The 20346-nt window shown below is 59.5% G+C and carries 14 protein-coding genes; 5 read left to right on the forward strand and 9 right to left on the reverse strand.

What is annotated here, in order from left to right; all coding sequences use genetic code 11:
• Positions 1 to 97: 97 nt before the first annotated feature.
• The 4 genes from BFP90_RS22025 to BFP90_RS22040 all read right to left on the reverse strand — a co-directional run bounded on the left by BFP90_RS22025 (position 98) and on the right by BFP90_RS22040 (position 8765).
• Positions 98 to 4153 (reverse strand): hypothetical protein, encoded by a 4056-nt coding sequence (locus BFP90_RS22025; protein ID WP_065897981.1) that lies wholly within the window; start codon positions 4151 to 4153, stop codon positions 98 to 100.
• Between the two features lie 250 nt (positions 4154 to 4403).
• Positions 4404 to 6074 (reverse strand): ATP-binding protein, encoded by a 1671-nt coding sequence (locus BFP90_RS22030; protein ID WP_065892761.1) that lies wholly within the window; start codon positions 6072 to 6074, stop codon positions 4404 to 4406.
• The gene (locus BFP90_RS22035; RefSeq protein ID WP_065892760.1) at positions 6071 to 7573 is read right to left on the reverse strand and encodes an ATPase domain-containing protein; all 1503 of its coding nucleotides are present in this window, start codon (positions 7571 to 7573) and stop codon (positions 6071 to 6073) included. Before BFP90_RS22035 ends, BFP90_RS22030 begins: the two co-directional genes overlap by 4 nt.
• Before the next feature lie 133 nt (positions 7574 to 7706).
• A complete protein-coding gene (locus BFP90_RS22040; RefSeq protein ID WP_065897982.1) occupies positions 7707 to 8765 on the reverse strand; it encodes a tetratricopeptide repeat protein in 1059 nt (352 codons plus the stop codon).
• Positions 8766 to 8969: 204 nt separating this feature from the next.
• Between BFP90_RS22040 and BFP90_RS22045 the strand changes: the two genes are divergently transcribed.
• From BFP90_RS22045 to BFP90_RS22065, 5 genes are read left to right on the forward strand one after another with little or no spacing between them, the layout of a single operon-like run.
• Entirely contained in the window at positions 8970 to 10619 is a 1650-nt protein-coding gene (locus BFP90_RS22045; protein ID WP_065897983.1) for an AMP-binding protein, read from the forward strand.
• A 21-nt stretch (positions 10620 to 10640) separates the two neighbouring features.
• Positions 10641 to 11408 carry an SDR family NAD(P)-dependent oxidoreductase gene (locus BFP90_RS22050; RefSeq protein WP_065897984.1) on the forward strand — a complete coding sequence of 256 codons (768 nt, stop codon included), beginning with the start codon at positions 10641 to 10643 and terminating at the stop codon, positions 11406 to 11408.
• A gap of 13 nt (positions 11409 to 11421) precedes the next feature.
• Positions 11422 to 12606, forward strand: coding sequence for an acetyl-CoA C-acyltransferase (locus tag BFP90_RS22055; protein ID WP_065897985.1), 1185 nt, complete (start codon positions 11422 to 11424; stop codon positions 12604 to 12606).
• A gap of 9 nt (positions 12607 to 12615) precedes the next feature.
• A complete protein-coding gene (locus BFP90_RS22060) occupies positions 12616 to 13743 on the forward strand; it encodes an acyl-CoA dehydrogenase (protein WP_065892755.1) in 1128 nt (375 codons plus the stop codon).
• A gap of 11 nt (positions 13744 to 13754) precedes the next feature.
• Positions 13755 to 14528: an enoyl-CoA hydratase gene (locus tag BFP90_RS22065; RefSeq protein ID WP_065884299.1), complete on the forward strand. Its 774-nt coding sequence runs from the start codon at positions 13755 to 13757 to the stop codon at positions 14526 to 14528.
• Between the two features lie 464 nt (positions 14529 to 14992).
• Here the strand turns inward: BFP90_RS22065 and BFP90_RS22070 are convergent, their stop codons facing one another.
• The 5 genes from BFP90_RS22070 to BFP90_RS22085 form a co-directional block, all read right to left on the reverse strand.
• A complete protein-coding gene (locus BFP90_RS22070; RefSeq protein ID WP_065897986.1) occupies positions 14993 to 16144 on the reverse strand; it encodes an acyl-CoA dehydrogenase family protein in 1152 nt (383 codons plus the stop codon).
• A gap of 3 nt (positions 16145 to 16147) precedes the next feature.
• Positions 16148 to 17251 carry an enoyl-CoA hydratase/isomerase family protein gene (locus tag BFP90_RS22075; protein ID WP_065897987.1) on the reverse strand — a complete coding sequence of 368 codons (1104 nt, stop codon included), beginning with the start codon at positions 17249 to 17251 and terminating at the stop codon, positions 16148 to 16150.
• 131 nt (positions 17252 to 17382) lie between these two features.
• Entirely contained in the window at positions 17383 to 18090 is a 708-nt protein-coding gene (locus tag BFP90_RS22080; protein WP_065897988.1) for an HPP family protein, read from the reverse strand.
• A 163-nt stretch (positions 18091 to 18253) separates the two neighbouring features.
• Positions 18254 to 18478: a type VI secretion system contractile sheath small subunit gene (locus BFP90_RS28545; RefSeq protein ID WP_370671704.1), complete on the reverse strand. Its 225-nt coding sequence runs from the start codon at positions 18476 to 18478 to the stop codon at positions 18254 to 18256.
• A 242-nt stretch (positions 18479 to 18720) separates the two neighbouring features.
• On the reverse strand, positions 18721 to 20343 hold the full coding sequence (locus tag BFP90_RS22085; protein ID WP_065897989.1) for an ArnT family glycosyltransferase: 1623 nt from the start codon (positions 20341 to 20343) through the stop codon (positions 18721 to 18723).
• Positions 20344 to 20346: the final 3 nt, after the last annotated feature.

Consider the following 20346-nt stretch of genomic DNA (forward strand, 5'->3'; position numbering starts at 1 on the left):
TATTTCATTCAGTCAAGGACTTCGCAGCGTCTACACACTCCAGCTTTTGGGCGCCATCTTAGCGCCCTAGTAAGGCGTCCAATGTCATTAGACCAGTTCAGGGTCGACTCGACGTTGTCAGCGGTATGTCATATAAGCTTCTAACATCTGCGTCGAAGACACTGTTTTTTTTCATCCACTCGTCATCATGATCAAAGACTTTGAACTCCAGAGTGTTCCTGTCAACCCCGTGGGTTCTGTATTGAACGTTGAGTTTTTTATCATGGAAAAGTCTGTGCAGGCCACCCTCCATAGCTTCGGCGGACGAAAAGTTTGCCACGCCGAAATTTGGGTCGTAGTACCAAAATATCTTTTCGCCATTCTTTATCTTGACCCCAGCCGCCATCGCATGGCCCGGCGAGTCAATCATTACCGACTTTTGAATGGGTGAATCGCTCAGTTCCTTTATCATATCTTGATAGGAAAGCTGCCTGAGCGTTTTATCGGCATGGAAAGCGGATCTGGGGCCCACCTGGTTCTGAATCTTGCTCAACTTTTTAGCAAATGCTCGAGAGGCAGGATCTGTGGGAAACGCCGCAGCGGTGTAGAGATTTTTAATGAACTCAGCTTCCTTTCCATTCTCAATTGCCGTTGCCATTACTCGGGACAGCGCGGCGCACTGCCCGTCAGACAGTTGTAATGTCAGAGTCAGGTATACGACTTGTGGCATGGGGGTGACAGTACCGAAGCGAGGTTCTATATTATCGATGAACCTCGCCGCACCCTTACGGCCAAAGGCGTAAGCAATATCATCGTACTTCCTGGCAATAATACCTACCTGCTCGGCCGTGAGTTTGGTATTACCGGCCAACTTCATGATGTCTTCGACTTTGTTGGCTTTGCCTAAGCCAGGCACATTGTCAAACGCGCCGATGTAATAGCCATTGTCGAACTCCGCTGTTCCTCGATGTTGCTTGATACTGGATTCCCATGCATTGACAATCTTATCGCTTATCATTTTTCTGGGATCGGCCGCAGTCGCCCATCGTCCAAACGATTCCACACTTATCCGTGGGGAGGGTAGGAAATCTTTTAAAGGAAGACCGTAGGGTTGCCGGGTAGCTGTGTCGATGGCATACCACTTCCCCTCCTTCTGCACGGCTACCGTTTCAACGATTTCTCCTTGTATCTTCGCTGTTCCTATTGCCCCGGAGTCGTAGCCCTTCAACCCTTTCAGCAAATCATAGGTTTGCGGCGCGGTCCACGTGATGATTTTCCTGGTGGCCAGTTTTGCCACGTTGTTTGCGAAGGTTCCGACACCTCTCACTAACGTACCAACGCCATCCAGTGGATTAAGTGCGCTCACGGTGCCACGACCAAAAATCTTGGCGCCATACTTGAAGTATTTGAGTGCTGATGACCTAGCTTTAAGGGCCTTGGCACCCTTTGCAGCCACAGCGAAGCTGACGAAAAACCCGAATGCATCCAATGCCAGGTCAACAATGCCTTCGCCGACGTTGCCTTTCGAGAAATTTTTGATGGCTGAGTAAAGTGGAACAAGGTTTAGGAAAAATTCACCTACTCTTTTGTTGGTTGAAACTTCTGTATCGAACGTCGTCAATCCCTTGGCAGCCTTTTTATACGACTGAATATCGACAATTTTTAACTTTACATCGGCGATGTAGCGTGTTCTTTCGCTGGAGTAACTTTTTGGCGTTTTCGAGTCATCAGCCTCATCAAGCAACGTGTCCGAATAGCTGCTATCAGGGGCGATGGGTGCAAGGAGATTAAATTTATCTCCCAGCTTCATGCCTTTTGGTATTGGGGACCTGGCTGAGGGCGCGGGTCCAATGTTCAGTTCATTTAAATCATCGCGCATTACAATAGTGTTTTTTTTCCAGTCTATTTCATACGTATGGGTATTCTCATCGAGTTTGCTGCGTATATATATTTTTCCCTCATCCCTTGGGTAGCTCTTCAACTGCCCTGTGGTAGCGGGAAGATGAACCAAAAAATGTTGAGCGACCGTGAGCTGACCGTATTCGATCATTTTTCGATCAGACAGAGGCAGCGATGAAATTAAATATTTGGTTTGCGCAGTAATTGCCGCCTCGTAGCGATCAACGTAAGCGGAAAATTCCTGTTCAAATTCAGTCTTTAGATCCGACATCGAGGACGTCTTAGTACTCAATACCGCGCGAATGGCGGGCAGACTTATTTTGCTGTTACTTGACCGCCATTGCGGATCGCTGGAGCCGAGCTTGTTGGTCAGGTATAAATCCAATACCGAACAAGGGCCGGGAAAGTCATACCGCGCTGTGTCACGGGTAATGCATTTGTCCTTAAGATCATCCAAGGATAAATGCGGCATTAACGACTGCAAGTGTTTCAGCGCCTTCTCATGGAAATCGGGCATCTCCGTTGCGAACGCAATGGACGCTGCGCTCAACTGAGCCACGTGCTCGTTAAATGCACTGCGCACCTCATCCATCCTTGGGTCTGGGTCCACATCCTCGCGGGTCGCGTCCAAGATACCCTGTACGACGCCCCAGATTTTTAGGGCGTCATTTTGCGCGAGTTTTTCAACGAGCTTTTCTTCAGGCGAAAGTGGTATTTGAGCACTGCGAGTCATCACCTGCGCATACGTCATCGTACAGGTAGAACCGGGTGCCTGGGCTTCGATGCGCGCCACTCCAGTGCTGAAACTGACCCATGTGTGCGAGCCAAATTTGACTTCCTCAGGTATATCTTTGACAAGAAGCTCCTGCGCTTTGCGAGACAACAGTACAAACTCGGCAAGCGGCGCAGTACGGACCGTGGCTTTTTCCTCGCGGATCAGGTGATCAATCAGGGCGCTTCGTAAAGTGGATGCGCTTTTCCCCCCGAGGTAGGGGTCGGCCAAGTCGAATCCGGCGACTTTGCTTTTCGTCGAGGTTCGCACACTGTCACTGTCCAGCGAGATTTGAAGCGCGGCGAGCATCCAGTCTTCAAGAGAGTTAGGCGAGGCTATTTCGCCAAGATTATATTCGGCTGCGAAACCCATCCATCGTGCTCTAGAGGAATTGAGGATCTCGCTGAGCACTTGACGAGGATTATCATTGAGGGTGCTGGCATCCCAGTGAACGTTACGGGTCCAATGAGCGAGCAAATTGTCGTCTTGCTCATCTTTCAACACATGACGAATGACAGAGTGGAGCTTGCGCTGATCCTCGTTGCTTAGCAGCGTCGGCCAGGAAAGCGCACCACCCAGGTCTCCGAGAGCGGGCTTTACCGGCGGTACACTCATCAATGTTTTGGCCACGACCGAGAGCTGATCATAGGTCGCGGGAATCTCTACACCGTGGTCCACCATAAACGTGTGCAGGGTCACGGTTGCCCCCGGCAGTAGATTGTGTTCTTTAAAATAGGACGAGGAGGGGTCTACAGTGAACACCGTACTTTTCATCGTTTCCTGTTGGGCCGAGCTAAAAGGCTGCGCGCGCTCCTCGGGAGTGCTATAGGGCATTACAGAGTTCGGTAGCCTTCCAAGTGTTGCGGCAAGACGGGTGGTTATCTGGCCACTCACGGCCCTACGATTATTCAAATCACCCAGTCGAGTCTGTTGAAGAATCAGATCCTCTTTAAAAGGGTTTTGAGAATATGCTGGTTTGAAAGGTGGTCCCTCCAGCACCTTATCGGCATGCGCTCTGAGAAGTTCTTCCTGAGCGTGCTGGGGGGGTGAGCGATCAATATGAAGATATTCACGGTAAAAAAAACCGATGTCTTGCACCGGTGCGGTATTTTTTTTCCCGACCGTAACAACCCCACCGTCCGGCGTCAGCGCTTTAGCGGCGCTCATAAGTAGAGGCCAGCCAGGAAAGTCATATACGCTGATAGGGTCGACCGCCCGGTTGAGACTGATGATGCCGTTGCGTGCATCAATCTTGAAGGGCAAGGATAGGTCAATGCCCTTATTGCGTGACCAATCGCGCATTGCGGGGCTTTGAATTATATCGTGCAGGTGCGTTCGCCATTGTCCGAAGGACGAGTTCGGCGGAATGTCTTGAACAACGAACCTGTTAAAATCCAGACCATGCGCTTGAATGTCCGGACTTTTCAGCGCATTGGCGTACCTCCTGGCCAAGGCCCTGTCCCCCTCTATCTGAGGAGATTCATCGGTGGCCCCAGTGGCCACGGGAATCTCCGTCACTGGCGAGGCAGAGGAGGGGACAGTTTGTGCGCGATTCTCAGCGAACGGGACTCCATCCGGCGCAGAGAATTGGAGTAAAACAGCAGGAAGCGTAATCACTGACGAAATTCTCTTGATCGATGCTGGCGGAAGTATTTTTCATACGAAGTGCTTACGTTTCGTGGTGAAAAACAGGCATTGATTCCTTCGGGCCAACATGGATCTATGACAACTCGTTTAATAGCGATGTATCTATTTACGCCTGAAGCATCTCCCGCACCTTGGCTGTCAGTAAGTCAAACGTGAATGGCTTGGTGATCAGTTGCATCCCCGATTCCAGGAAACCACCGCGCACCGCCGCATGCTCGGCATAACCTGTAATAAACAACACTTTGAGTTCCGGACGAATCTGCCGGCCTATTTCCGCCAGTTGCCGCCCGTTCATCCCTGGCAGGCCTACATCGCTGATCATCAGGTCAATGCGCTGCTCGGACTCAATGATCGGCAGCGCCGTATCGCCATCACCCGCCACAACAAATCCATAACCGAGCTCTTTGAGTACGGCGCTGACCAGTATCCGCACTGCCGGATCATCCTCGACGATCAATATGGTCTCACCAGTATCGGCAAAGGGTGGCAATGTCGGATTAAGCGGTTCCTGGTGCTGGATCTCGCCAACAAATCGTGGCAGGAACAAACTCACCGTGGTGCCTTTGCCGACTTCGCTGTGAATCGTCACATGGCCATGGGACTGGCGTGCAAAGCCATAGATCATCGACAGCCCGAGGCCGGTGCCCTGGCCGATCGGCTTGGTGGTAAAAAACGGATCAAACACCCGTCCCATCAAGTGTTCCGGAATGCCACAGCCGGTATCACTGACGCTCAACTCCACGTAATCGCCAGGGTTCAAGGTGCCATAGGCGGCGGTGAACACGCTGTCGAGGTGGCGGTTGGTGGTTTCCACGGTAAGAATACCGCTGCCGGGCATGGCATCACGTGCATTGATCACCAGGTTGAGCAGGGCGCTTTCCAGTTGATTGGGGTCGGCCTCGGCCGTCCACAGGCTGTCGCTGAGGCGCATTTGCAGGGAGATGCTTTCATTGATGCTGCGTTGCAGCAATTCGCCCATGGAGCTGACCAGTTGATTGATCTCCACGGGTTTGGGGTCCAGCGACTGCCTGCGCGAGAACGCCAGCAGGCGATGGGTGAGGCCGGCGGCACGGTTGGCCGAGGTGACACCCAGGTCGATCAGGCCGTCCAGATCGTCCAGCTTGCCCCGCGCTATACGCCTTCGCAGCAACTCCAGGCTGCCGATGATGCCGGTCAGCATGTTGTTGAAGTCATGGGCGATGCCGCCGGTCAATTGGCCGACGGCCTCCATTTTCTGCGACTGGCGCAAGGCTTCTTCATTGCTGCGCAGTTGCGCGGTACGCTCTTCCACCTGCTGTTCGAGGGACTCCAGGGTGCGTTGCAGGCGCAACTCACTGGCGCTCAGGTCGAGCAGGCGGTCCCGTGCTTCGTATTGCCGCCGCCGCCCGCGCAGGGCGGCGCTGACCAGGCTGATCAGGGTCACGGGATGGAACGGACGCTCAAGGAAGGTGACATTGCCCAGCAACCCACTCAGGTGCGATGAGCCGTTTTGCTCGCTGCCGCCGTGATGGGTCATCAGCACAATGGGCAGGTCAGACCAGGCCGGTTGCTGGTGCAGGTACTCCAGCAGGGGGTCCAGGTCCACGCCACGCAAGGCTTCAGCCGCCACAATGAGCAGGCCGGCACCTTCGTTCAACGCTTCGCACAAATCGATGAGATTGCCGACGACCATACCCTGATAACCGGCTTCGTTGAGCATCATCAGCGCCAACGAGCTGTCGCGGCCCAAAGGCGCGAGGATAATGGCGCGTTCAAACACCGGGGACAGAGACGTCACACTCCCTCTTCCTTGAGCAGAGGCGAGCCGGCGCCCATGTAGATCGGTATGCCGCGCAGCACGCCCTGGAAGTTATCCAGCGGTTCGCCGACCGTCATGCCATTGCTGCTGATGCGGTATTCGCGAATCGTCGATTCGTGGGTACCGGTGCGTTTCTTGATGATGGAAATGGCCCGGCGCACCTTGCCCAGCGCTTCGAAGTAACGCAGCAGGATCACGGTATCGGCCAGGTAGGTGATGTCTACCGGGGTCTGCATATCGCCGACCAGGCCATGCTGGGCGACGGTCATGAAGGTCGCAGCGCCACGCCGGTTGAGGTACAGCAGCAGTTCGTGCATATGCAGGATCAGTGCGTTCTCTTCCGGCATGGCCGCCTGGTAACCGTTGATACTGTCGATTACTACGGTTTTGATGCCGCCTTCGTCTACGCAGCGGCGTACACGGTGTGAGAATTCACCAGGCGACAGCTCGGCCGCGTCGACCTGTTCGATCAGCAGGTTGCCGGTGGCTTGCAGCGCCGCCAGGTCGATGCCCATATTCTTCATGCGCTCGAACAGCAGGCCCATCTCTTCGTCAAAGATGAACAGCGCGGCTTTTTCCCCTCGCTCGACCGCCGCGGCGGCGAAGACCATGGAGATCAGAGATTTGCCGGTGCCGGCCGGGCCGAGAATCAGGCTGCTGGAGCCGGTCTCGACGCCGCCGCCCATCAAGGCATCGAGTTCGGCGATACCGCTGCTCATGGTCTGGCGCGTGTAGCCGCCGCGATGCTCGGCCGCCACCAGGCGCGGAAACACATGCACACCGTCACCCATGATCGTGAAGTCGTGAAAGCCGCCACGGTACTTCTGGCCCCGGTACTTCACTACACGCACCCGGCGACGTTCGGCACCGTAGCTGGGCGTCAGTTCTTCCAGGCGAATCACGCCATGGGCCACGCTGTGCACGGTTTTGTCGAGGGATTCGGTGGTCAGGTCGTCGAGCAGCAGCACGGTGGCGTCATAGCGCACAAAGTAATGCTTGATCGCCAGGATCTGCCGGCGATAGCGCAGGGAGCTTTGCGCCAGCAGGCGGATCTCCGACAGGCTGTCGACCACCACGCGGGTGGGCTTGATGCGTTCCACCACTTCGAAAATCTGCCGAGTAGCTTCGCCCAGTTCCAGATCGGAGGAGTACAGCAGGCTCTGCTGATGCTCGGCGTTGAGCAGACTTTCCGGCGGGGTCAACTCGAAGATATGAATGTTGTCGTCCAAGTCCCAGCCATGAGACTTGGCACCTTGGCGCAGCTCACGTTCGGTTTCGGACAAGGTGATATACAGCGACTTTTCACCGTTTTTCGCGCCGGCCTGCAAAAAGTGCAGGGCGACCGTGGTTTTGCCCGTGCCAGGCTCGCCTTCCAGCAAGAACAAATGGCTGCGTGAGAGGCCCCCGGAAAGAATGTCATCAAGACCTTCGATGCCGGTGGCTGCCTTTTCACTTAAGAGCGAAGTTGATGTAGACAAGAAGTGCCCTCAGGTCACGTACGAATTGGGTGCGCGCCGTTGGACGCGTCATATTCACTTGACCCTGGCGGTGTGTAGCGGTTCAACGTTATTTGTGAGCAACCTGCCAATTTTTACAGGTTTTGCAGGGCCATCACAGACCCTGCTGCAGGGCCGGATCATCCGGATTCTGCTGCTCCAGCTGTGCCAGCAGTACCTGGACGTTCTGCAATTGGCCGCTTTCTTTCCAATAATTGACCAGCAACACACGCGCTTTTCGATTGGCCGGGTGGCGCTGGACGATGTCTTCCAGCTGCCGCTGGGCCGCCTCAAGCTCGTCCTGGTCGTGCAACGTCGTGGCCAGGTCGAAGCGGTAATCCTGATTGTCCGGCTCAAGCTCTACCGCCTTGGACAGGCCGAGCAAGGCGTAGGGGCGCTCGCCATGGTGCAGCAGCCACATACCCAGGGCGTGTTGCAGGTAGGCCGACTCCGGGTGCGCCGCCAATTGCTGCGCCAGCAGCTGGCGCGATTCGTCGGTCTTGCCCTGTTTATCCAGCAGCTCGATCTGCGCCACCACCGCTTGCAGGTTGTCCGGTTGCAGGCGCATGGCCTGCTGCAGCGCATGTTGCGCATCCGCCAGCAGGGCGCTGTGGATATACAGACGCGCCAATTGAATCCAGCCTTCGGCGGTCTCGGGCCGGGCCTTGAGGGTTTTGGCGAATTCGTCGAGCACTTGCTGCAGCGGGCCGAAATACAGGCCCAGGGTGTCCGGCGACAGGCCGAGCAGGGCGTTGGCGGCGGCAAAGCGTACTTGCTGTTCGGGGTCCTCCAGCACCGGCCCGAGCAGCAAGGTGCGCTGGCCGGTCGGCACCAGGCCGACAATGCTGTGGATCGCCGCTTCACGCACCACGGGCGAGGCATCGGCCAGGTCTTTATCCGCCAGCTTCAGCGCTTGGGGGCTGGGGTAGTTGGGCAGCTCGGCATGCAGCGCGGCGCGCCGCTCGGGTGACAGGTCCGGCCGCCCCAGCTGTTGATACAACACCCGCGCCGCCCCCGGCTCGCCATTGCGCGCCTGCTTCAAGGCCTTGGAATAACCCTGGGCAATCGCCGGGGGCGCGGTCACGGGCGTTGTGCGGGAGAAAAACCAGGTGATCAACACAATCGACAACAGGGCGCACAGGCCGATGATGGAGTAACGGCGTGACTTTGACATGCAGGCGTCCGAAGGCAGGGTACGGGTACAAAGTCGCAAGCTTCGGCCAGTGCAGGGCGAGTGTCAAACCGGATTGGCCAAACCAGTCAGCCATGTTGGCGGCTTTGACCATTGCTGGTGGCAGCGCTGTGGAGCGACTATTTGCAGGCGATTGACCTGGTTTGGAAGTGTCCTTAAAACAAAAACACACAAGGAACCGAAGCGATGCGTGATTACCTGGCCGCCACCACCGAATTCGATTACCAGCACACCGTCGACATGACGCTGGCCGGCAACCTGCAGGCCCTCAACGCCTGTGTGGAGTGCTGTGACCGTCACGCACTGCCCGGGCGTATTGCGCTGTTCTGGGAGGGCAAGGACGGGCGCAGCTCCATGGTCACCTTTACCGACTTGCAGGACCAGGCCGCACGCTTTGCCAATTTCCTGCTGGGGCAGGGCATCAAGCGTGGTGACAAAGTCGCCGGCTTGTTGCCGCGCACGGCCGAACTGCTGGTGGTGGTCCTGGCCACCTGGCGTATCGGCGCGGTCTATCAACCCTTGTTCACCGCATTCGGGCCCAAGGCCATCGAGCATCGCCTGAACAGTTCCGGCGCCGCCCTGGTGGTCACCGATGCGGTGAATCGGCCCAAGCTCGCGGACGTGGAGGGCTGCCCGACCATCGTGACGGTCACCGGGGCCAAAGGCGAAGGCCTGGTGCGCGGCGATTTCAGCTTCTGGGCCGAACTGCCCCATTATTCCAATACCTGCGAACCCGTACTGCTGGGGGCGGACGAGCCCTTTTTGCTGATGTTCACCTCGGGCACCACCGGGCCCTCCAAAGCCCTGTCGGTGCCGCTCAAGGCGATTGTCGCATTCCAAGCCTATACCCGCGACGCGGTGGACCTGCGCCCCGAAGACGCATTCTGGAACGTGGCCGATCCGGGCTGGGCCTACGGCATCTATTTTGGTGTGACCGGGCCGCTGTCCATGGGGCATCCGATTACCTTCTACGATGGTCCCTTTACACTGGAAAGCACCTGCCGCGTCATCAACAAATACGGCATCACCAACCTGACCGGCTCGCCCACCGCGTATCGACTATTGATTGCCGGCGGCGAGCAGTTCGCCCGTTCGATCAAGGGCCGGTTGCGCATCGTCAGCAGCGCCGGCGAGCCCTTGAACCCCGAGGTGATTCGCTGGTTCGCCGACAACCTCGGCGTGACCATTCACGACCACTACGGGCAAACCGAGCTGGGCATGGTGCTGTGCAATCACCACGGCCTGGCGCATCCGGTGCATGTCGGCGCGGCGGGGTTCGCTTCGCCCGGGCATCGCATCGTGGTACTGGATGACAACTACCAGGAATTGCCTGCCGGTCAGCCCGGCATTCTCGCCATCGACCGCGAGCAATCGCCGATGTGCTGGTTCGCAGGCTACGACGGGGTGAAAACCAAAGCCTTTGTCGGCAAGTACTACCTCAGCGGCGATACCGTGGAGCTCAACCCGGACGGCAGTATCAGTTTTGTCGGGCGCAGTGATGACGTGATTACCACCTCCGGCTACCGCGTGGGGCCGTTCGACGTGGAAAGTGCGCTGGTCGAACACCCGGCCGTGATCGAAGCCGCGGTGGTCGGCAAACCTTGCCCGGAGCGCACCGAACTGGTGAAAGCCTTTGTGGTGATCAACGAGCAATACCGCGCCACCCCGGAGCTCGCCGAAGAATTGCGCCTGCACGTGCGTCAACGCCTGGCGGCCCATGCGTATCCGCGGGAAATCGAATTCGTCAGCGACTTGCCCAAGACCCCCAGCGGCAAACTGCAACGCTTCATCTTGCGTAATCAGGAAATCGCCAAGGCCCAGGCGGCCGTGGCGTGATCTTTTCAAAAGGAAACAGTGATGCAGATTGAAAACAAGGTATTCCTGGTCAGCGGCGGCGCTTCCGGTCTCGGCGCGGCCACCGCTGACATGCTGATCGCGGCGGGCGCCAAGGTCATGCTGGTGGACCTCAACGCCGACGCCGTTGCCGCCAAGGCCAGCCAGCTTGGCGACAACGCCCGCAGCGCCGTGGCGGACATCAGCCAGGAAGCGGCGGCCGAAGCCGCCGTACACGCCACGGTTGCCGCCTTTGGTGGTTTGCACGGGCTGGTCAACTGCGCCGGTGTGGTGCGTGGCGAGAAGATTCTCGGCAAGGACGGCCCGCACGGCCTGGCCAGTTTTACCCAGGTGGTCAACGTCAACCTGATCGGCAGCTTCAACCTGTTGCGCCTGGCCGCTGCGGCCATCGCTGAAACCGATGCGGATGCCGATGGCGAACGCGGTGTCATCATCAATACCGCCTCGGTGGCGGCGTTCGACGGGCAGATCGGCCAGGCCGCGTATGCCGCCTCCAAGGGCGCGATTGCCAGCCTCACCTTGCCGGCCGCGCGCGAACTGGCACGGTTCGGTATCCGCGTGATGACCATCGCCCCCGGCATCTTCGAAACCCCGATGATGGCCGGCATGACCCCGCAGGTACGCGAGGCCCTGGCCGCCGGCGTGCCGTTCCCGCCACGCCTGGGCAAACCCGTCGAATATGCGGCCCTGGTGCGGCATATCATTGAAAACAGCATGCTCAATGGCGAGGTGATCCGTCTCGACGGCGCCTTGCGCATGGCAGCCAGGTAAGGAGGCATCATTCATGAATGACCCTATCGTTATTGTCAGCGCCGTGCGCACGCCCATGGGCGGGTTCCAGGGCGACCTCAAGGGCCTGACCGCACCGCAACTGGGTGCCGCCGCGATTCGTGCGGCGGTCGAGCGCGCCGGTATCGCCACCGACGCCGTCGACGAAGTGCTGTTTGGCTGTGTACTGCCCGCAGGCCTCGGCCAGGCGCCGGCACGCCAGGCAGCGCTGGGCGCCGGGCTGGACAAATCCACCCGTTGCACCACGCTCAACAAGATGTGCGGCTCGGGCATGCAAGCGACGATTATGGCTCACGATGCCTTGCGCGCCGGCAGTGTCGACGTGGTGATCGCCGGCGGCATGGAGAGCATGTCCAACGCGCCGTACCTGCTCGACCGCGCCCGCAGCGGCTATCGCATGGGGCACGGCAAGGTCCTCGACCACATGTTCCTCGACGGCCTGGAAGACGCCTACGACAAGGGCCGCCTGATGGGCACCTTTGCCGAAGACTGTGCCGAGCACAACGGGTTTACCCGCCAAGCCCAGGACGCCTTTGCGATTGCCTCCCTGACGCGCGCGCAGGAGGCCATCACCCACGGCAGTTTTGCCGCTGAAATCGTTCCGGTGCAGGTCACTGTCGGCAAAGAGCAGAAAACCATCCTGCATGACGAACAGCCGCCCAAGGCCAGGCTGGACAAGATCGCCAGCCTGAAGCCGGCCTTCCGCGAAGGCGGCACGGTCACCGCAGCCAACTCCAGCTCGATCTCCGATGGCGCGGCGGCGCTGTTGCTGATGCGCGAATCCGAGGCAAGCAAGCGCGGCCTCAAACCCCTGGCGGTGATTCATGGGCATGCGGCGTTTGCCGATGAACCGGGGCTGTTTCCGGTGGCGCCTGTTGGGGCGATACGTAAGTTGATGGGCAAAACCGGCTGGAGCCTGGAGGATGTCGACCTGTTCGAGATCAATGAAGCGTTCGCGGTGGTCAGCCTGGTCACCATGAGCAAACTGGAAATTCCCCACGACAAGGTCAACGTGCACGGCGGCGCCTGTGCCCTGGGCCATCCGATCGGTGCCTCGGGTGCGCGCATCCTGGTGACGCTGCTCTCGGCCCTGCGCCAGAAAGGCCTCAAGCGCGGCGTTGCGGCGATCTGCATCGGCGGCGGTGAAGCCACGGCCATGGCCGTTGAATGCCTGTATTAAGGACTGACCATGCTGCCTAATGACGAACAACTGCAAATCAGCGACGCGGCCCGGCAATTTGCCCAGGAACGCTTGAAACCGTTCGCCGCCGAATGGGACCGCGACCATCGCTTTCCCCGGGAGGCCATCGGTGAGATGGCCGAACTGGGCTTTTTCGGCATGCTGGTGCCGGAACACTGGGGTGGCTGCGACACCGGTTACCTGGCCTACGCCATGGCCCTGGAAGAAATCGCCGCCGGCGATGGCGCCTGCTCGACCATCATGAGCGTGCACAACTCGGTGGGTTGCGTGCCGATCCTCAAGTTCGGCAGTGACCAGCAGAAAGAACAGTTCCTCAAGCCCCTGGCCAGCGGAGCGATGCTCGGCGCCTTTGCGTTGACCGAACCCCAGGCCGGCTCCGACGCCAGCAGCCTTAAAACCCGCGCACGCCTTGAGGGCGACCATTACGTGCTCAACGGCTGCAAACAATTCATCACCTCGGGGCAGAACGCCGGTGTGGTGATTGTGTTTGCGGTCACCGACCCGGCGGCGGGCAAGCGTGGCATCAGTGCGTTTATCGTGCCCACCGATTCGCCGGGCTACAGCGTCGCGCGGGTCGAGGACAAGCTGGGGCAGCACGCCTCGGATACCTGCCAGATCCTGTTTGAAGACCTGAAGGTGCCGCTTGCCAACCGCCTTGGCGAGGAGGGCGAGGGCTACCGGATCGCCCTGGCCAACCTTGAAGGCGGGCGCGTGGGCATTGCTGCGCAATCGGTGGGCATGGCCCGTGCGGCGTTTGAGGCGGCCCGCGATTACGCCCGTGAGCGTGAAAGCTTCGGCAAGGCCCTGATCGAACATCAGGCCGTCGCCTTTCGCCTGGCGGACATGGCCACGCAGATTGCCGTTGCCCGGCAGATGGTGCACTACGCGGCAGCCCTGCGCGACAGCGGCAAGCCGGCCCTGGTCGAGGCGTCCATGGCCAAGCTGTTCGCGTCCGAAATGGCCGAGAAAGTCTGCTCGGCCGCCTTGCAAACCCTGGGCGGTTACGGTTATCTGAGCGACTTCCCCCTGGAGCGGATCTACCGCGATGTGCGGGTCTGCCAGATTTACGAAGGCACCAGCGATATCCAGCGTATGGTCATCTCACGCAATCTTTAAGGAGCCGATACATGAGTTACGAAACCATTTTGCTCGAAGTCCAGGGCCGCGTCGGGCTGATTACCCTCAATCGCCCGCAGGCGCTGAACGCCTTGAACGCCCAACTGGTCAGTGAGTTGAACCAGGCGCTGGATGGCCTGGAAGCCGACCCGCAGATCGGCTGCATCGTGCTGACCGGCTCGAAGAAAGCCTTCGCCGCCGGCGCCGACATCAAGGAAATGGCCGAGCTGACTTACCCGCAGATCTACCTGGACGACCTGTTCAGCGACAGCGACCGCGTGGCCAACCGCCGCAAGCCGATCATTGCCGCCGTGAACGGTTTTGCCCTGGGTGGCGGCTGCGAACTGGCCCTGATGTGCGACTTTATCCTGGCCGGTGACGGCGCCAAGTTCGGCCAGCCGGAGATCAACCTTGGCGTACTGCCTGGCATGGGCGGCACTCAGCGTCTTACGCGGGCGGTGGGCAAGGCCAAGGCCATGGAAATGTGCCTGACCGGGCGTTTTATCGACGCGGTGGAAGCAGAACGCTGCGGCATCGTCGCGCGCATCGTGCCCGCCGACGAGCTGCTGGACGAAGCCTTGAAAGTCGCCACCCTGATCGCCGGTAAATCGGTGCCGATCAGCATGATGGTCAAGGAAAGCGTAAACCGCGCATTTGAAGTGAGCCTGTCCGAAGGCGTACGTTTCGAGCGCCGCGTATTCCACGCAGCGTTTGCGACCCAGGACCAGAAAGAAGGGATGGCAGCGTTCGTGGCCAAACGTACGCCCGCGTTCAAGGACAAATAACGAGATTCTCACACTCCATGGAGATCCAAATGTGGGAGGGGGCTTGCTCCCGATAGCGGTGTGACAGTCAACCAACATATTGACTGATCCGCCGCCATCGGGGGCAAGCCCCCTCCCACAGTTTGCCCGCGGTGTGTCAGGCAGAGCGGGTGGTTCTGCATGATCGGCGAGGCGCCGATATTCAATGCAGGTAATCCAGACTTCAACAACACAGCAGATCCAATGTGGGAGGGGCTTGCCCCCTCCCACAGTTTTACCCGCGGTGTGTCAGTCAGAGCGGGTGGTTCTGCATGATCGGCCAGGCGCCGATATTCAATGCACGTAATCCAGACTTCACAACACAGCAGATCCAATGTGGGAGGGGGCTTGCTCCCGATAGCGGTGTGACAGTCAACCAACATATTGACTGATCCGCCGCCATCGGGGGCAAGCCCCCTCCCACAGTTTTGCCCAAGGTGTGTCAGTTAGAGTTGGTAGTTCTTCAATTCGCGGGCAATCACCATTCGTTGAATCTCGCTGGTGCCTTCGTAAATCTGCGTGATCCGCGCATCCCGGTAGTAGCGTTCCACCGGGTAGTCTTCCAGGTACCCATACCCACCATGAATCTGCATCGCCTTGGAGCAGACCTTTTCGGCCATTTCCGAGGCGAACAGCTTGGCCTGGGATGCTTCGGACAGGCATGGCTTGCCGGCGCTGCGCAGGCGTGCGGCGTGCAGGATCAACAGGCGTGCCGCGCTCAGCTGGGTTTGCATATCGGCCAGCAGGTTGGCCACGCTCTGGTGTTCGATAATCGCTTTGTCGAACTGCACCCTATCCCGGGCATAGGCCAGCGCCGCTTCAAAGGCGGCCCGCGCGATGCCCAGGGCCTGGGCGGCGATGCCGATACGTCCTCCCTCCAGGTTGGACAGGGCAATGGCCAGGCCTTTGCCGCGCTCGCCGAGCAGGTTGGCTTCGGGCACCGCGCATTGGTTGAAGGTGACGGCGCAGGTGTCGGACGCCCGAATGCCCATCTTGTGTTCAGTGCGGTCTACCACAAATCCCGGGGTGTCAGTGGGCACCAGGAACGCCGAAATGCCTTTCTTGCCCAGCTCCGGGTCGGTCAAGGCAAACACAATGGCCAACTGGGCGCGCTTGCCGTTGCTGACGAACTGCTTGGCACCATTGATTACCCACTGGCCGTCGCGCAGTTCGGCGCGGGTGCGCAGGTTGTGGGCTTCGGAGCCGGCCTGGGGCTCGGTCAGGCAGAAGCAGCCGATGGCCTGGCCGCTGGCGAGAGCGGCCAGCCAGGTGTGCTTCTGTGCCTCTGTGCCGTAGTTGAGGACCGGGCCGCAACCCACTGAATTATGGATACTCATCAAGGCGCCAGTAGCACCATCACCCGCAGAGATTTCCTCCACGGCCAGGGCATAGGCGACGTAATCCACGTAAGTGCCGCCCCATTCCTCCGGGACCACCATACCGAGCAGGCCCAACTCGCCCATCTTGGCCACCAGCGCATCGTCGATCCAGCCAGCCTTTTCCCAGGCCTGGGCATAGGGTGCGATTTCACCACGGGCAAAATCACGCGCCATGTCGCGGATCATCACTTGTTCTTCTGTGTATTCAAGATCTTGCATGGCTTATTTCTCAATCTGCGCGAAGTCACGGAAGAAGCTTTCGACATGGCTGGCGTTCAGCGCATGCACCGTTGGCGGATTCCACTGCGGTTTTTTGTCCTTATCGATGATCAAGGCGCGGACCCCTTCGATCAGGTCGCCACGGGCGAACCACTGGCGGTCCAGATGCAGCTCCAGGGCAAAGCACTGCTCCAACCGCAGGTGGCGCCCACGGCGCAACATCTGCAGGGTGACAGCCATGGCCAGGGGCGAGCGGGTCTGCATCAGGTCGGCGGTGGCCCGGCCCCAGTCGTGGCTGTCGGCGACGGTGACTTGCTGCAGTTGCTCGACAATGCTTGGCACGTCCGGCAGGGCGAAGAAATGGTCGATCGCCGGGCGCAAGGCCGCCAGCGGCGGATCGGGCAATTGCTGCACGGCCAGTTGGGCGAGCACGCCTTGCAGGTCCTTGAGGGGAGAATCGCGCCATTGCAGGCTATCGAGCCTTTGCGCAAGCTCGGTCAGTCGGGTGCTGTCCAGGTACCAATCCGCCAGGCCGCAGTACAAGGCGTCCGCCGCACGGATCTGCACGCCCGTGACGCCCAGGTAGATTCCCAGCTCCCCGGGGATGCGCGGCAGGAAGTAGCTGCCACCCACATCCGGGAAATACCCGATGGCCACTTCGGGCATGGCCAGGCGGCTGCGCTCGGTCACCACGCGCAGGTCGGCGCCTTGCACCAGGCCCATGCCGCCGCCGAGCACGAAGCCGTCCATCAATGCCAGTACGGGTTTGGGGTAGTGGTGGAGGATAAGGTCAAGCGCGTATTCCTCCACGAAGAAGTCTTCATGCAAGGTGTCGCCAGCCTTGAAGCTGTCGTACAGGGAACGGATATCGCCGCCGGCACAAAACGCCTTGTCGCCGGAGCCGCGCAGCGCCACGGCGTATACCCGCGGGTCATCGGCCCAGGCCTGTAGCCGCGTTGTCATCAGCCGCACCATGTCCAGGGTGATGGCATTCAAACCGGCGGGGCGGTTGAGGGTGAGGTAACCGATATGGTTACGCACCTCACTCAGTATTTCCTGCTGCTGAATATCGGTGTGGCTTGCTTCGGGGGACACCTGAGCAGTCATCACTAACTCCCTGCTTTTATTGTTCTTTATCAAGATGTTCGGGGGCGAACCATCGCCTGATCGTACCAGCGCAAATTTGCCGCGTACAACCCGGAATCATGCAGGTCGTTGTTGCATTTATGCAGAGCGCGTCAAACCATGCGGCCGGCCAGGACCTCGCCGATGCTGCGGCGTCGCGCGTGGCCTTCGGCGTTATGGATCAATTCCTCCAGCGCCGTGGGCTCGACGTCGAAGAACTGCTCCATATCGGCCAGCGCCAGCTTGAGGTCGGCCGCCGTGATGGCCGGGTCGGGTGCGGGCGCACTGCCGATCACCACCGGCAGCGGTGCGGCAGGCGCCTTGGGGTAACGCGTGCGGGTGGCGTTATTGTAGGCCAGCGCGCACGTCAGCAGCGCACCGGCCCCGAGCATGACCGGTGCCAGCTCGTGCCAGCCGAGGGCGATGGAGGCCGGGTCGGCCAATACCAGCGTCATCGCCAGGCCACCGGCCGGCGGGTGCAGGCAGCGCAGCCAGCAGATCAGCACAACGGTCATGCCCGCCGCCAGGCAAGCGCTGCCCAGGGTGCGTCCCAACACCCGTGCCACGAGCAGCGCCACCACGGCCGCGCACAGGTAACTGCCCATGATCGACCAGGGTTGCGCCAACGCCCCCGACGACACGGCGAACAACAACACCGCCGACGCCCCCAGTGGGCCCAGCAGATGCAGGGCGACTTCCATGCCAAACACCTGGGCACACACCCAGACACTGAACAGGGCACCCAACGCCATGCCGATGGCGGCGCGGCTCCATTCAGCGGGACGGGTGTTGATGGCGGCAGGTAACCAGCGAGCGAGCATTGAAAAGGGTCCTGAAACGGGGGGCGAAAAAAAGGCCTGCCTGGTTTCCCTGGAAAGCCTTGAACGTTCCAACGTTATTGGGGGAGGAACGCGTGCAGTGTGCCAACTGGGTTACAGCGACGCCAATGCATATTAATGAGGGTTGAATGCAAAAAATATGTATTCAAGAGCCTTCGCCGAACGGGATTCGAGCGACACTCTGCGGGGCTGGCGTGCTGATCTTGCCCAGCACAAGGCTATTGAGTTCTTCATTGAACAGGTGTTTTTGCAGGCTCTCCTGCATGCCTGGCTCGTCGGCCAGCGGGCCCTTCAACGCCACCAGTGCGTCGCGTAACCCCATCAGCCGATCCAGTCTCGGCGCCGCTACAGCCAGCCTATCCTCTCGCACGGCATTGACTCCTTGTTGTTATGCAGGTTCGCGACCAGCGTTGTGCCAGACATCGCCTGACGCAGGTGGTAAATAATTAATCCACTTGGCAAGCGAGTCTACAGTCGGGTTCCAGGCGTCGGAAGGCAAAGTGCCCCGGCTCTTACGCAAAGCTCTGTAGGTGTTTTCTCGGTGATTTTGATGAAAAACACCCACGGTTTTGTGAGTTGGCGTTATTTCTTACGCGCTCTTTGGAAACACGCTCAGGGAGCGGTGTTTTTCTCCAGATGGAGCAACACATAAGGCGTCTTATCGAATGCCCCAGTGAGCGTCGGCGTGAGCAAACGCAAGCGCGGGTCAGTCAGGTTCTGGAAGTCCTCCTGGCTCATCACCAGCCAGGCCGGCGCCTGAATAGGCTGGAGTTCAACGGGCAATTGGGTAAACAGCGGGACCTTGTCGCAATTGAAGTTGACCATGAACTTGATGGCTTTTGCGTCTTTGCCCAATGCATGCAACACCAGCGGTGCCGGTTGTTGCAGGATCTGCTCCTTGGCCGCCAGCGTGAACGTGCGGGTGTCGTAAAGGCTGCGCTCCAGGGGTTCGACCACTGAGATGTAAGTCGTCCAGACCGCCGCCACCGCAACGAAAGCCGGCCCGACCGCGCGCAGTCGCGCCTTGAACAGTGCCAGCACCGCCAGCCCCTGCAGTACCGCCAGCAGTCCGAACATCAGCCCCAGATCGGCCAGCAGTTCCGGGTAGCGGCGTCGCGCCGCGATCAGGCCGACCGCCAACAGCGCAGGTAGCAGCGTCCACAGCACCAGCATCAAACCGCGCAACCCGCTGAACAGTCGGCCCTGAGCGACCTGGAACGGATACGCAGCAATGATCGCGGCCATTGGCAGCATCGGCAGGATATAACGTGCCTTTTTCGCCTGGGGCACCGACAAGCCAAGCATGACCAAGGCACCGGCCGCCGCGCAGTACAGCACCAGCTTCAGCGCCGGGTCTGCGGCTCGGCGGCCGCCGCTCATCACGGCCAGCAAGACCAGAAGCGCCACCGGGTAGGCCAGTGCGTAGTTGCCCAGGGAACTGGTGAAGTAATACAGCACGCCGCTGGAGCCTTCGCTGCCATCCATGCGCCCCAGAAATTGCATGCGAATCACTTCATGCAGGAAGTCTTCGCCACCGCTGAGCTTGGCCAGCAACAGCAACAGGCCGATACACGCCGCCAGCAACGCCAGCGCCAACAGCCCGAAGCTGAACAACTGCCGCCATTGACGGTTGATCAGGTAATAGCTGCACAGCACTCCGGTAGGGATGACCAGACCAATCGGCCCGCGAATCGCAAAACCGAGCATCAACAGCGCAAACACCCAGTGCAGACGCTTGGCCGCCGAGAAATGATCATGGGCATAACCCAGGTAAAACACGGCCAGCGTCACCGCCGCCAGCATCTGGTCCAGGGAGACGGCGCGGGTTTCGCTGATAAAGGTGCTGCTGAGCAGCAACATGGCGATGCTCAGCACGCCCCAGCGCTGGGAGTAGGGCGCGGTGAGTCGATACACCAGCACTACGATGCAAGCCGAGGCGACAGCACTGGGCAGCCAGGTCGTGAGGCTGGTGACCTCGCCCAATGGCAGGGACAATAACCAGGTCAGCAGGGTCGAGGTGGCCAGGTAGTCTGCATACGGCTGGCCGTAGGTGGTGGGAAAAAAGCTCGGGCCATGGCGCAGCATCTCCTGGGCAAATACCACGAAGCGCGAGTCGAAGCCGATAATTGCCTGGTGCCAGTTGCCGGCGATGAATAGCACCAGTGCCAGAAGCCCCAAACCCAGTGACTGTAGACGGATTGTCGGATTGAGCAGGGGCGGGTGCGCATTGTTCACTTA

The sequence above is a fragment of the Pseudomonas sp. 24 E 13 genome, assembly GCF_900004715.1.
Taxonomy (GTDB): Bacteria; Pseudomonadota; Gammaproteobacteria; order Pseudomonadales; family Pseudomonadaceae; genus Aquipseudomonas; species Aquipseudomonas orientalis_A.

Coding starts and splice junctions, on each gene's coding strand:
- BFP90_RS22075 (WP_065897987.1), bottom strand. CDS start 17,251: ATGACTGCTCAGGTGTCCCCCGAAGCAAGCCACACCGATATTCAGCAG.
- BFP90_RS22060 (WP_065892755.1), top strand. CDS start 12,616: ATGCTGCCTAATGACGAACAACTGCAAATCAGCGACGCGGCCCGGCAA.
- BFP90_RS22055 (WP_065897985.1), top strand. CDS start 11,422: ATGAATGACCCTATCGTTATTGTCAGCGCCGTGCGCACGCCCATGGGC.
- BFP90_RS22045 (WP_065897983.1), top strand. CDS start 8,970: ATGCGTGATTACCTGGCCGCCACCACCGAATTCGATTACCAGCACACC.
- BFP90_RS22080 (WP_065897988.1), bottom strand. CDS start 18,090: ATGCTCGCTCGCTGGTTACCTGCCGCCATCAACACCCGTCCCGCTGAA.
- BFP90_RS22065 (WP_065884299.1), top strand. CDS start 13,755: ATGAGTTACGAAACCATTTTGCTCGAAGTCCAGGGCCGCGTCGGGCTG.
- BFP90_RS22040 (WP_065897982.1), bottom strand. CDS start 8,765: ATGTCAAAGTCACGCCGTTACTCCATCATCGGCCTGTGCGCCCTGTTG.
- BFP90_RS22050 (WP_065897984.1), top strand. CDS start 10,641: ATGCAGATTGAAAACAAGGTATTCCTGGTCAGCGGCGGCGCTTCCGGT.
- BFP90_RS22070 (WP_065897986.1), bottom strand. CDS start 16,144: ATGCAAGATCTTGAATACACAGAAGAACAAGTGATGATCCGCGACATG.